This window comes from Candidatus Methanoperedens sp. BLZ2, assembly GCF_002487355.1.
Lineage (GTDB): Archaea > Halobacteriota > Methanosarcinia > Methanosarcinales > Methanoperedenaceae > Methanoperedens.
Map to the genome: position 1 here is coordinate 62,012 of NZ_NTMG01000084.1, position 12,293 is coordinate 74,304.

The 12,293-nt window shown below is 40.6% G+C and carries 14 protein-coding genes and 1 tRNA gene; 3 read left to right on the forward strand and 12 right to left on the reverse strand.

What is annotated here, in order from left to right; genetic code table 11:
• Positions 1 to 126 precede the first annotated feature (126 nt).
• From CL181_RS18585 to hyfB, 8 genes are read right to left on the reverse strand one after another with little or no spacing between them, the layout of a single operon-like run.
• Entirely contained in the window at positions 127 to 561 is a 435-nt protein-coding gene (locus tag CL181_RS18585; protein ID WP_097300821.1) for a universal stress protein, read from the reverse strand.
• Positions 562 to 563: 2 nt separating this feature from the next.
• Positions 564 to 1,046, reverse strand: coding sequence for an NADH-quinone oxidoreductase subunit B family protein (locus CL181_RS20695; protein WP_176505330.1), 483 nt, complete (start codon positions 1,044 to 1,046; stop codon positions 564 to 566).
• Positions 1,043 to 1,378, reverse strand: a complete 336-nt coding sequence (locus CL181_RS20700) for a 4Fe-4S dicluster domain-containing protein (RefSeq protein ID WP_176505331.1) — start codon at positions 1,376 to 1,378, stop codon at positions 1,043 to 1,045. Before CL181_RS20700 ends, CL181_RS20695 begins: the two co-directional genes overlap by 4 nt.
• Before the next feature lie 9 nt (positions 1,379 to 1,387).
• Complete coding sequence (locus tag CL181_RS18595) at positions 1,388 to 2,950, reverse strand: NADH-quinone oxidoreductase subunit C (RefSeq protein ID WP_097300822.1); 1,563 nt, start codon at positions 2,948 to 2,950, stop codon at positions 1,388 to 1,390.
• Positions 2,950 to 4,410 (reverse strand): hydrogenase 4 subunit F, encoded by a 1,461-nt coding sequence (locus CL181_RS18600; protein ID WP_097300823.1) that lies wholly within the window; start codon positions 4,408 to 4,410, stop codon positions 2,950 to 2,952. Before CL181_RS18600 ends, CL181_RS18595 begins: the two co-directional genes overlap by 1 nt.
• 4 nt (positions 4,411 to 4,414) lie before the next feature.
• Positions 4,415 to 5,074 carry a hydrogenase gene (locus tag CL181_RS18605; protein WP_097300824.1) on the reverse strand — a complete coding sequence of 220 codons (660 nt, stop codon included), beginning with the start codon at positions 5,072 to 5,074 and terminating at the stop codon, positions 4,415 to 4,417.
• Between the two features lie 2 nt (positions 5,075 to 5,076).
• A complete protein-coding gene (locus tag CL181_RS18610) occupies positions 5,077 to 6,021 on the reverse strand; it encodes a respiratory chain complex I subunit 1 family protein (RefSeq protein WP_097300825.1) in 945 nt (314 codons plus the stop codon).
• Positions 6,022 to 8,025, reverse strand: a complete 2,004-nt coding sequence (gene hyfB / locus CL181_RS18615) for a hydrogenase 4 subunit B (protein WP_176505332.1) — start codon at positions 8,023 to 8,025, stop codon at positions 6,022 to 6,024.
• Between the two features lie 268 nt (positions 8,026 to 8,293).
• Here hyfB and CL181_RS18620 point away from each other — a divergent pair, with 268 nt between their 5' ends.
• On the forward strand, positions 8,294 to 8,572 hold the full coding sequence (locus CL181_RS18620; protein ID WP_097300832.1) for a hypothetical protein: 279 nt from the start codon (positions 8,294 to 8,296) through the stop codon (positions 8,570 to 8,572).
• Positions 8,573 to 8,588: 16 nt separating this feature from the next.
• Positions 8,589 to 9,605, forward strand: coding sequence for a flap endonuclease-1 (gene fen, locus CL181_RS18625; RefSeq protein WP_097300827.1), 1,017 nt, complete (start codon positions 8,589 to 8,591; stop codon positions 9,603 to 9,605).
• 260 nt (positions 9,606 to 9,865) lie between these two features.
• Here the strand turns inward: fen and CL181_RS18630 are convergent, their stop codons facing one another.
• The 4 genes from CL181_RS18630 to CL181_RS18645 form a co-directional block, all read right to left on the reverse strand.
• Positions 9,866 to 10,306 (reverse strand): PIN domain-containing protein, encoded by a 441-nt coding sequence (locus tag CL181_RS18630; RefSeq protein ID WP_217993220.1) that lies wholly within the window; start codon positions 10,304 to 10,306, stop codon positions 9,866 to 9,868.
• Complete coding sequence (locus CL181_RS18635; protein ID WP_097300829.1) at positions 10,266 to 10,529, reverse strand: AbrB/MazE/SpoVT family DNA-binding domain-containing protein; 264 nt, start codon at positions 10,527 to 10,529, stop codon at positions 10,266 to 10,268. The genes CL181_RS18630 and CL181_RS18635 overlap by 41 nt, the downstream gene beginning before the upstream one ends.
• A gap of 554 nt (positions 10,530 to 11,083) precedes the next feature.
• The gene (locus CL181_RS18640) at positions 11,084 to 11,584 is read right to left on the reverse strand and encodes a hypothetical protein (protein ID WP_097300830.1); all 501 of its coding nucleotides are present in this window, start codon (positions 11,582 to 11,584) and stop codon (positions 11,084 to 11,086) included.
• Positions 11,585 to 11,589: 5 nt separating this feature from the next.
• On the reverse strand, positions 11,590 to 12,006 hold the full coding sequence (locus tag CL181_RS18645) for a DUF22 domain-containing protein (RefSeq protein WP_097300831.1): 417 nt from the start codon (positions 12,004 to 12,006) through the stop codon (positions 11,590 to 11,592).
• A 172-nt stretch (positions 12,007 to 12,178) separates the two neighbouring features.
• On the opposite strand from CL181_RS18645, the gene CL181_RS18650 reads away from it, so the two are divergent.
• Positions 12,179 to 12,253 (forward strand) — tRNA-Glu (locus tag CL181_RS18650).
• Positions 12,254 to 12,293 lie beyond the last annotated feature (40 nt).

The window sequence follows — 12,293 nt, forward strand, 5'->3', positions numbered from 1 at the left end:
ATCATATCCGGCCACGGGAGCGCCGTAAGTCGTGAATGATATAGAAATCCAAAGACGGGTGAAGCTGTCTACGGACTAACTATGGAATAGGGTCCTGCCCGGGCTTGTATCCGTTTTTTCCATCTTTCATCTTGCCACGAGTACCGTACACTTAGCTTTCTTTACCACAGCCTGCGCCACGCTTCCAAGCTCCGGGTTTATTTCGGTCTCACCCTCACCCCCCATGACGATCGTATGAACGTTATATTTTTCAGCAGCTTCAAGTATCGCATGCGCGATGATCTCTGCACGGGCTCCCATCTTTGGGATTCTCTGCATGCTGACCCCAACAAGTATTTTATGGACATCTATGCCCATATCCGCTCCCATATCCACGACCCTGCCCAGTACTTCCTCGCCATGTGATACAAGTTCCTCTCTCTCTGAATCCTTCTTTGCTACAGCCACATAAATAGCTGCCATTTTGATATTATATGATTTTGTGATCTTCATAGCTGCGATCTCTGCTTTTCTTCCATATTCGCTGCCATCGGTCGCAAGAAGTATCTCATATTTCGTCATTATCAAACCTCTTTCTTTCTTATTTTCTGCTCGAGTTTATCAAGCGCAACCATAAGTCCGAAAATCACAGCCTGCGGTCTTGGAGGACATCCCGGAATATACACATCCACGGGAATAATTTTGTCAACTCCACCACAGCTTGCGTAAGTATCGCCAAAAATCCCGCCATTGCAGGCGCACGAACCCATTGCAGCGACAAGTTTTGGTGACGGCGTTGCATTATAAGTTTTAAGAAGCGCAAGTTCCATGTTTCGCGTAACAGGGCCCGTGACAAGAAGCATATCAGCATGGCGCGGTGAAGCCACAATATGAAGACCGAATCGTTCAATATCGTATATCGGATTTGAAAGCGCATTCACCTCAACCTCGCATGCGTTGCATGAGCCTGCATCAACTTCACGAATATGCAGTGATCGCCCGAATATATTCCTGATTTTATCATTCAGGCGCTGCCCCATTATCTCAATTTCATCTTCAACCGTCATAACTTACTCCGGATACTGGTAACAAGGTCTTCTTTTGTCTTTGATGCGAGTTCATATTCCTGCGTGAGTTTGATTGCGCCATATCCGCATGCCTCTTCACATCTTCCACAGAATATGCAGCCGCAATAAGATAATGAAAGAGTCTTTTCACCGCTTTTTTCCGTGAACCATATAACACCCGGCGGACAGACTTTAATGCAATCCCCGCAAAAAGTGCATTTATCTGAGATTTCAGGTTTTCCGCGAAAACCCTGGGGTGCAATATCAGGTATAGCAGGATATTTCGTCGTTTGACAGCCGGCTTTAATGGTTTTCCTGAGTATTTCAAGCATTTTTTTCACCTACATGTCATTGCCTGAATAAGACAAGCTCAAGCTCTTGTTTATGATCGGGAAGTCGGGTACGATGTTATCAAGCACTGCATACTCTATGGAAAGCCAGTTGCAAAAGGACGGATCACGGACTTTACATCTTTCGATCTTGTTCCCTGATGTTCGTATCCAGTAAATTGTTTCTCCTCTTGGCGCTTCGCAAATCCCGAGTGCATGACCGTCCGGGATTTTATCAACCTTTACTCTCAGGTCACCTTCAGGAAGTGACCAGAGCGCCTGTTCTATCAATCCTACGGATTCACATACTTCATCTGCCCGTACAATAGTCCTTGCATGCACATCACCTGCTTTTGAAACAATTACTTTAAAATTGAATTCCTTGTAGGCCGCATATGGATGACCGCGCCGCATATCCCTGTCGATCCCGGAAGCCCGTCCGACCGGCCCTACTACATGCAATCCCTTAGCTATATCATTGTAGATACGCCCTGTTGTTTCGATCCTGTCCATCAGGGATGGGGTCGAGCTCAGATGTTCCATCAATTTCCTGAAATCCCTTTGAATAATCGAAAGGCTAAGGAGGATTTCATCCTTCCTGCCGCCAATATCGCGCCGCACACCACCGATTGTGTTCATGCCCCGGAGCAATCTGCTTCCTGTGACACGTTCGTTTAACTGCAATACATCTTCCTTGAGTTTGTTGGCGTGCGCTGCTCCGAATGAAAAAGCCACATCTGTCGCGATCCCTGCGATATCAGCAATGTGATTGTATATTCGCTCAAGTTCAAGAAGAATTGTCCTTATATGGTTTGCGCGGGGCGGAATGTTTAGCCCGGCTATTTTTTCCATAGCCTGGCAGAACGTCACTGCATGGGCGACTGAGTTATCGCCTGAGATCCTTTCAGCAAGAAAAACGGCTTTGTCAATCGAGATATTCTCAAAAAGTTTCTCAACCCCTTTATGAGTGTAGAAATGCCTGATTTCAAGATTGATTATGGGCTCACCTGCCACGCTGAACCTGAAATGTCCCGGTTCGATCACACCCGCATGTACAGGGCCAACAGGTATTTCATATACGCCTTCACCCTCTACACGGCGATAAATATATTCGCCATCTACCCTGGGCGGTTTTGTTTTGATATCAAAATCCTTCCTGAGAGGATGCACTCCGGCAGGCCAGTCCTCAAAATTCATAAGCCTTCTTGGATCAGGATGCCCCTGTGGTACCAGGCCGAACATGTCCTGTATCTCCCGTTCGTACCAGTTTGCAGATGCGATCTTATTAGTGATGGAAGGATATTTCGGATTTTCTTCATCGATACTTATTCTTAAAATTATAAATGCATCATCCTTGACTTCTGAGAAAACATAATGAATTTTAAAAGAGCCGTCAATTTTGCGTTCATCCGTGGCAAAAATACAAACAATTGGCAGATTCAGATGGTGATAAATATAGTCACACATTTTTACTATTAATTCTTTTTTTACAGTGAGATATGTTTCATTATGTGATGTGGAAACTTCAAGAACATTAGTATTAAATTCTTTTTTGATGGATTCTATGGAATTCATTAAATCACCCTTATGACAGCCACGACTTTCATGATCATATCATAAAAAAAAGAGGGGATATAGACTCCCAGCACAATTACAAATACTGCAACGATCACCATTGCCCCGAGAGTCCACCTGCTCACTTCCCCGGGCACGATCCCGGGTTTTGGAGTTCCGAAGATCATTTTACTCAAGTTATAGAAAAAACCTGCGAATATCATAATTATAAAGAGCAGAAATAAGACAGAAGAAATGATATTTCCCTGAAAAAAACCTGCTGAAAGTATTGTAAATTCGCTAATGAATATACCAAAAGGCGGCGACCCTGTGATCGCAAGCCCTCCTATTAGCAGCATTGTTCCGGTTGCGGGCATGGATTTCATTATTCCGCTCACCTTGTCTATCTCTTTTGTTTCATGCTTTAGAAGTATGTTTCCCGCGCCGAAGAACATCAGTGATTTTGTCATGGCATGATTGAACATATGAAGTATCGCACCAAAAATACCCAGGGCCCCTCCGAATCCTATCCCGAGGGCTATTATTCCCATATGCTCAACGCTGCTGTATGCAAGCATCCGTTTGTAGTCTTCCTGTAGAATTATGAATGGCACTGCTATACCAATGGAAAGAAGCCCGAATATGATGAGAAGATTGCTTGTAAAAGCAGGCCCTGTTGACTTTGTTGCTATTGTATAGAATCTGATAATCCCATACATGGCGCAATTCAGGAGAACTCCTGAAAGCAGCGCGCTCACAGGTGTTGGAGCCTCGCTGTGCGCATCCGGAAGCCACGTATGCATGGGAGCAAGACCTGCTTTTGTCCCATACCCTATGAGAATAAAAATGAATGCAAGCTTCATTATGGTCGGGTCAAACTGGTCTGCCACAGCGATAAGAGATGTCCAGTTAAGCGCATCTCCTGATTCTCCCAGTATTTTTACAGCTCCATAGTAGGTAAGTATGGTTCCGAACAGGGCGAATGTAATTCCTACAGTGCATATGATCATATATTTCCAGGCAGCCTCAACCGAGGATTTTTTGGTGTGAAGTATCATGAGAAGGGCTGAAACAAGAGTTGTCATCTCAATGGCGATCCAGAGGCCAAGATTATTTGTGACCCCAACAAGGAGCATGGTAAACATAAATATGTGAAACAGGATATAATAGATTTTCAATTTTCTTAAATCCATTATCCCGTGTTTGAATTCGTGTCCCATATAACCAATGGAATAAATCGAAGCCACAAAACCTACAATTGAAACGATGAGGACAATAAAAGCGCTGAATGCATCCGCAAAGAGAGCATTTGTCCACGAAATTATGACATTGTTCTGATACACATTTTTTACCAGGATCAATCCAAGAATAAGGGTAGCGATAGAACCTGTAAGACTTACAGTCTCAACCTGTTTCTTTGATTTTGTAAGAAAGCATAATATGCCTGTCAACACAGGAGCAAGAAGAAGATATTCTATCATGGTATCAACCTATAAGATTTTTGAGCAAATCCGTGTCTATACTCTCAAATGTTTTGTTTATCCTGAATATCAGGATGCCCATAATGAGAACGCCGATAAGGACATCAAAGAATATCCCGAGTTCAACCAGAAGAGGCATGCCATTTGTCAATGAGATTGCACCGAGGAAAAGACCATTTTCCATTATCAGTATTCCAAGCATCTGCATCAGGGCTTTTTTTCGACTTATCATTATGAAAAGCCCTATTGACACAAGCGACATGGATGCTGAAAGTGCTAAACTTGAAAGTTCTGAAATGATACTTATCGATCTTATAAGATAATATGATATCACAACAAGGGTACCGCCGATGATAAGTGAAGGCGATATATTAACATAAAGTTCTATTTCCCTTTTAACTTTGATCTCCCTGATAATGTAAATAAAAATATACGGTATTACTGCTGATTTTATTATAAGGGTCAGGAGAGCAACAATATAAATATCATATTTTCCCGTGGAATATGCCACAATGCCAGCAACGCATGCAAGCAGGAATGACTGGATACCAAAAGCCCTGACACATGAATATAGCCTTGTGGAACCAAGGATCATAAAAGTCGAAACAAGAATGAATGCTATTAATAATTGCATTATTTTAGACCCGAAAACAACTTCTGCCATTTTTATCCTCCTTTTACTATAATAACTGCCACAATGGCCAGGAATGAAAGCATAAGAGATATTGACATTAATTCAGGCAACCTGAACAATCTCCATTTTGCTGTTGAAGTTTCAACAACTGCCATCGTTATTCCAATAATTATTATTTTTATCACAAAAATTAACAATGCTAAAACGTATTCTGCTGCACCTGCGCCTCCTGTAGCTATGCCCCATGGGAAAAATATGTTTGCAAGCAATGAAAAAATGAGCAATTGCTTTATCATTGCCCCAAGCTCAACTATTGCCAGTTGTTTTCCTGAATATTCAAGTATCATTGCTTCATGGATCATCGTAAGTTCAAGATGTGTAGCCGGGTTATCCACAGGGATGCGCCCGGTTTCAGCTATTGCGATAATAAAAAGTGCGACAAAAGCAAGTATCTGGTAAGGTGACATGGCATCGAAGCCCAGGCCTGATACGGTCTGTGAAATGAAACCCAGATTTGTTGAGCCAACATTTAGCGCAACTGCAAAAATAGAAAGCATCAATGCAGGTTCTACTAAAGAAGCTATGAACATCTCACGGCTTCCTCCCATCCCCCCGAAAGAACTTCCGGCATCCAGCGAAGCAAGGGCGGTAAAAAATCTTGCCAGGGCAAATAAGTATATAACCGCGATCAGGTCTCCCGCAAAACCAAGGGAAAGTTGTGTAATGTATATCGGTATCAACAAACCTGCTGCAAGTACGGCCGCGAAAGAAACAATGGGTGCAGCATGGAATATCCAGGACACGTTCGTTGAAACAACGGAATCTTTTTGGAGGAATTTCAGTATATCATAATATGGCTGCAATATACCCGGACCTTTTCTTATCTGGAAGAATGCTTTTACTTTTTTCATGATTCCGCTAAGCAGCGGGGCTAGAGCAATGATGATAAATATCTGGAAAATGATTTGTGCGATCATTTAGCTTCCTCCCGCTATTATGAACATGAAAAGGATAGTTAATATCCCAAAAATGTAACCAAGATATGCATGAATGCTTCCTGTCTGGATCAGTCTGGCTTTTCTTGATTTGATCATGACGAAATCAACTATCGGATTATATAAATATTGTTCAAATACCTGTTCTATTTTTGATTCGAACCTGAACGATTCCTTTAGATATGGGGATGAATAAGTTGCTTCTGTTTCTCTTGCAGGACGATATAAGCTCTTGAACCACATCTGAACAGGTTTTGAGAAAGCATTTGCAGAATACTCGTTCCGCGCAGTTGAGATTGGCTGGCCGCATCCCCATGTTTCATAGATTGGCTGGGCTCTTCTATTGATCAATAAAATAATGGCGGGAATTAACATAAGAATTAATAATATTGCAAGAAGAACAGGCGTTGAAATTGAAATTCCCCGCGAGGATGGGATAGATATCATCCAGAATGTGCCAACTGAAATGGATTGGCCGAATGCGCCTGTCCCGATAAAAGATGCTGCGATCATGTCAAGCACTGGCAGTACGTACACTGGCAATATACCAAGCAATATCGATAATAATGCAAATAGCCCCATTCCGGCAAGCATTGGAATATTTACCTCTTTTGCATGCCTGGCATGTTCACTTCTGGGCAAAGCAAGGAAAACCATACCGAAAAACTTGAGGAAACAATAAGCAGCAAGTGCTCCGGTTAACGCAAGGAATGCAGCACTGATAGATAACATTATAATGGCAAAATTGTTATTTAAATTAAAGCTCAGGAGCAGGGATTGGAAAGTCAGCCACTCGCTCACAAAACCACTGAATGGCGGCATCGCAGAAATTGATAGAACACCGATAAGAATAAGAATGGCACTCAGTGGCATTTTCTTTATTATGCCTCCTAATTCTTCGATATTTTTTGTATGGGTTGAATATATTATGGAACCTGCGCCCATGAAAAGCAAACCTTTAAAAACAGAATGGTTCAGGAGATGGTATAGTGCCGCAATCGCTGCTATTGCTGATATTATAGGCTTTTGGCTTGCGAAAAATATCATTGAAGCGCCAAGACCAATAAGGATGATCCCGATATTTTCAATACTGCTAAATGCCAGCATCCTTTTTATATCCGGTTCCACGACCGCATACAATATGCCAAGTATTGCAGATATCGTGCCCACTGCCAGCACAATGTAACCCCACCATGACCCGCTTGCTCCAAGAAAATCAAATGATATCCGGATCATCATGAAAATAGCGGTTTTTATCATTACACCTGACATCAGGGCCGAGACATTACTTGGCGCCGCAGGGTGGGCATAGGGAAGCCATATATGAAGGGGAACGATACCTGCTTTTGCTCCAAAACCGATGAAAGCAAAAATGAATGCAAGGTCTTTAAGAAGCGGTGTCATGGTCAGGCCAGCAGAGTTGAATGTTTCAAAACTGAAACTACCCGATGTTCCTGCGAAGATCATGAATGACAGGAGAATGAAACCGGTTCCGATATGGGTCATTACGATATAGATAAAACCTGCTTTTCTTGTTTCTGGTTTCTCATGTTCATAAACTACAAGGAAAAAAGATATTACAGACATTAATTCCCACACTATCAAGAACATGATTGCGTTATTTGCGCAAATTACAAATATCATCGAAAGAATAAAAATATTATACAGGAAACCAAGACGCCCGATGTTCTTTTTTCCAAAATATTCTTTAACATATCCTGTTGAAAATATCGATACTGCAAATACTGATATTGATATTACCAGAATAAAAAAGGCTGATAGTTTATCTACAAAAAATCCGAATTCCAGATATGAATCTTGCGACAGTGCCAGGTAAAATGTTTCGCCAAAAATTACCGATATGGAAAAAATCACTCCGAGAAGGGCTCCTGCCGCTGCGCTGAAAAATGAAAAATACGAACAAATGCTATCCTTTTTGTTTAAGATAACTGATGAAATTGCCCCAATTAAATAAAAAGCAACCAATCCAAGAAATAAATAATCATATATTTTTAAAATATTATATCCCAGCTTTTTTTCATTAATTTATATTTCAACAGAACCCCTTATCACCTTTGTTTTTGTATATAACATTTTCTGGTAATTTCATGTAAATTAAATAATGTATATCGATTATTAATGTTGAATTGGATGGCGATTTACATAATCAAAGGGAGACAAAGAACAATGATATTGTCGAAAAAGATATATGCAGGTTCATGCGAATAACGATATATTTCAAGAGGTCATCCATTTGAATCTAAAGATCGAACCCATCGGTATTATCAAGAACACCGAATCCGGATTATCAGATATACTAATATATTCTGATTATGAACATGTTCTTGGGAATTTCCTGGAGCAATTCGAAAAAGGAACAAAAGTGCTGATCATCCATAAAAATATAGAATCCAGGGATGAACATCAGGTCAAGGTTACGTCAGCTGAATTAATAAACCGCAAAGGTAATCTCCTGACAGTAAAAGGTATTGAAGCAGATAACGATTCAGTAATAGATGTAAGAATGGGATGAACTTTGGGGGGCTATCATGGGGGTTGACCTGGGTGATATTTTCGAACGAAAAGAAATAGAGTTTTCCGACCTGAAAGGAAAAGTAATAGCCATAGACGCCTACAATACACTTTATCAGTTCCTGAGTATAATACGCCAGCGCGATGGTACACCACTTATTGATTCCCACGGAGAGATAACATCCCATCTTTCAGGTTTCCTTTACAGGACAACAAACCTCATTGAAGAGGGGATCAAACCTGTATTTGTCTTTGATGGCATACCCCCTGAATTCAAAAATAAAATAATTGAAGAACGAAAAAAAATAAGGGCAAATGCACAGGAAAAATGGGATGAGGCAAAAGCAAGGGGAGAAGATAAAGAAGCATTCAAACATGCCCAGGCATCATCCCGGATCCAGGGGAACATGGTAGAAGATGCAAAACTTTTACTCAGGGTTATGGGTATCCCGGTCATCCAGGCGCCGTCTGAAGGGGAAGCGCAGGCTTCATCAATTGTAAGGGATGGCAAAGCTTATGCCGCAGGTTCACAGGATTATGATGCACTTCTGTTCGGTGCGCCTGTTGTTGTAAGAAATCTTGCAGTAACAGGGAAACGAAAGCTTGCTGGAAAGAGTATATTCGTGGAAATAAAACCTGAACTCATCGAACTTGAAAAAGGACTTGCTGCACTGGGTATATCCAGGGAACAACTTGTGGATATTGCGCTTCTTGTGGGAACAGATTATAATGATGGTATAAAAGGAATAGGCCCCAGGAAGGCTTTGAAATTGATAAAAAAACATAAGGGAATTGAAGCTGTACTTCTTGAATTAAAAACGGAGATCAAAAACCTCGCTGAAATAAAAAATTTATTCCTTAATCCTCCTGTAACATCCGAATATGAGATAAAGTGGAAAAAACCGGATCCAGAGGCCATCATGAAGTTCCTCTGTGATGACCATGATTTTTCGCAAGTTCGCGTTTCAAAAGCTGTGGAACGCCTGATCGAAGCCTCGGATGAGGGACAAAAGACCCTGGATAAGTGGTTTTAAGGGTAGAAAATACTTGAAATTTTGTGGTATTGCAGCTTCACACGTGAACATTATGGGATAAAGGTTCAGGACTGACAATAGATTTCCTTTTTACGTTTGTGCCAAATGGCTACTCATAAATCACACATATGATATCCAGTGGAACTCATACAGACCCAGCACCGTATTTTCGATGCCTAAATTCCCCTGCCGACATGGAAAACTGGGGCTGTTTCTATATCGGTTCGACTGGAACTCACAACGGCCCAGATATTGGGAGGTTAGAGCAGATTTTCTATAGCCTCACTTATACTCCAGACCTCTATTATCTTATTCTGAGATATTTTATCGAAGTGCTTATCGTTCGTGATCAATATCGAATTTTCTTGAAGGCATGTGGCTGCATGAACGATGTCAACAATCTCATTCTTTGGAAAATATTTAATACAATTTTTAATATAATCCGCATCTAATTCTACTATTGTCATTTTATCTCTTAACAGTTTAAGCAAGTGCAATGCCATGTCGGATTGAAATTTTTCAGAATATTTCTTGAATTCCAATAAAAGCAAGTCATTTCCTACAAGTCTGATCTCCTCACTTGATACAAGTTCCAGGATCAGATCAAGAGTCCGGGCTTTCTTCTCAGGGTTCTTAATAGCTGCCACAAATACGTTGGCATCAACCAAGAATTGCAGCATATTTCTTTTTGGCCAGATCATTCACTTCAGTTCTGACTTCATGCGATATTTTATCAATATCCAATCCTTTAAGTTCTTCCCTGAGCCTTTTCTCAATCTCGTCCCTGTCAAGTTTCTTAATCAATATTTTATCGTCATCTAATTCAGTAATCAGAAGCGGTATGTTCCTGGTTAAATGCAGCTTTTTTCTTATAAATTCAGGAATAACAAGCCTGCCCGAATTGTCTATAGTAACTATTTCCATTTTTTGTCACTAATGGTAATAATGGCATCAAGATATTTAAGATTGCGCTTAAGTATCTTTATAGTGGATGTTAATGGAATAATGAGCCCAGAGAATTGCATTTGTGATGGTTCAGCCGTGTTTATTTGTTCTTAAAATGGATGGAACAGGCGGGGGAGAGGATGGGAGTGCCGGGGGAAGGGGAGAGGAAGAAAGAAATTGTACGTATTCGATTCCCTGGGAGCAATCACATTAGGACTATAATTTTTCGTTAGACATAAATGCCGTCGTCCAATATTGAAAAGGGAGACATCTTTAAAGTCAGGATAAATATAATTACTATATATGTCTTTCTATAACATATCAGGCAAAAGATGATGAGATTATTTTTTCATCTTGAAAATGTTGATGTGAGGGCGCTTGTTTGAAGCATGATTGCAACTAATAACAATTGTAATTTATTCTAAAATATATAATAGAAAAGAACTCCGGTAATAGTATATATTTTATCATGACTAATGATTATAAATTTATTTTATCGACTATAAATGCAAAAATAAAAAAGGAAATGTTAATTATTTCACGAATTTTGGCGAAAAATACTTCTTGATAACCGTATCGCATTTATCGCATGAGATCATGAGCCAGTCTCCAACTTCCTGTTTACCATAATGGTCGAATATTGATGCACCGCAACCCGGGCATACATAATATTCCTTGAAATAATAATTATAGAACTCCGGGCAGTGCTCAAGCCAGTTGATGGTCTGGAGGAGTCGTTCAAGATATCTTTGCTTTCCTCCTTTTGCTCCTTTTATCTCCTCCTGCACGTGTTCTTCCATATGCTTTATATGCCTTTTACTGTGCTGTCTTATTTTCTGGTAATTGCTTATGAATTCTTTTCCATTCTCCAGGTATTTCAGGTACCCTTTTTTTGTTTCTCCACTGTCACTTATTGTTCTCAGGAAATATTCACCCATGAGGTCTTCCATGAGATCTGAGCATTCAGTACAGATATTATAGCCCTTGTAATTTTTTGAATCCTGGTCTCCCTTGCATATCTTGCAGGTTTCCATTAATATCACCCGATGCATACAGGTTTAGTTGCTTCCCGCGTGAACATTATGGGATAAAGGTTAAGGACAGACAATAGATCTCCTTTTTTGATCTCCCCTGATTCCTGCCCCATAACATAAGCTACATTTATCGTCCGGTCCATTTCAACCGGTGTAGGCCCTTCTTTTGTTGCCACTTTAACGACCGAAACAATTGGATGATGGCTGAAAGCACACGGTATCGCAAGCATGTCCTTTTGCACCGTTATTTCTTTTACCTTAACGCGCTCAAGCTTACCTGCCCCGATCGGGATATCCTCATCTGCTATTACCATCTCCCACTTTGCCCTGGTAGCTATTGTAAATTCATATGGCGATGCTTTGACTTTTTTTCTTGTTACCTTCCCATTACCGCGGGAAACAACATTTACTACTTCACTCATGCTTTCACCTTTCTTTAATATAAATATCAAAGTACTTATAGTTTATCATGGTTAATCATTATACTTATTAATCATGATATTTAATTATGTTGTGATAAATATCGATTGCATTCAAATTTCCCTGTCTACAAACGAAACTTTAATTAACACATAATTCCCTTGAGGTACTCCTGCTCCGATAGTGTAGCACGGCCAATCATGTCAGACTCTCACTCTGACGACTGGGGTTCAAATCCCCATCGGAGCATCATCCGGGCCTGTGTGGGTTCCCTGACCCTTTTGGGAAC

What these genes read in the sequence shown, in the direction of transcription:
- CL181_RS18585 (WP_097300821.1), bottom strand. Translation starts at nt 561, where the DNA reads ATGACGAAATATGAGATACTTCTTGCGACCGATGGCAGCGAATATGGA.
- CL181_RS20695 (WP_176505330.1), bottom strand. Translation starts at nt 1,046, where the DNA reads ATGACGGTTGAAGATGAAATTGAGATAATGGGGCAGCGCCTGAATGAT.
- CL181_RS20700 (WP_176505331.1), bottom strand. Translation starts at nt 1,378, where the DNA reads ATGCTTGAAATACTCAGGAAAACCATTAAAGCCGGCTGTCAAACGACG.
- CL181_RS18595 (WP_097300822.1), bottom strand. Translation starts at nt 2,950, where the DNA reads ATGAATTCCATAGAATCCATCAAAAAAGAATTTAATACTAATGTTCTT.
- CL181_RS18600 (WP_097300823.1), bottom strand. Translation starts at nt 4,410, where the DNA reads ATGATAGAATATCTTCTTCTTGCTCCTGTGTTGACAGGCATATTATGC.
- CL181_RS18605 (WP_097300824.1), bottom strand. Translation starts at nt 5,074, where the DNA reads ATGGCAGAAGTTGTTTTCGGGTCTAAAATAATGCAATTATTAATAGCA.
- CL181_RS18610 (WP_097300825.1), bottom strand. Translation starts at nt 6,021, where the DNA reads ATGATCGCACAAATCATTTTCCAGATATTTATCATCATTGCTCTAGCC.
- fen (WP_097300827.1), top strand. Translation starts at nt 8,589, where the DNA reads ATGGGGGTTGACCTGGGTGATATTTTCGAACGAAAAGAAATAGAGTTT.
- CL181_RS18630 (WP_217993220.1), bottom strand. Translation starts at nt 10,306, where the DNA reads ATGATCTGGCCAAAAAGAAATATGCTGCAATTCTTGGTTGATGCCAAC.
- CL181_RS18635 (WP_097300829.1), bottom strand. Translation starts at nt 10,529, where the DNA reads ATGGAAATAGTTACTATAGACAATTCGGGCAGGCTTGTTATTCCTGAA.
- CL181_RS18640 (WP_097300830.1), bottom strand. Translation starts at nt 11,584, where the DNA reads ATGGAAACCTGCAAGATATGCAAGGGAGACCAGGATTCAAAAAATTAC.
- CL181_RS18645 (WP_097300831.1), bottom strand. Translation starts at nt 12,006, where the DNA reads ATGAGTGAAGTAGTAAATGTTGTTTCCCGCGGTAATGGGAAGGTAACA.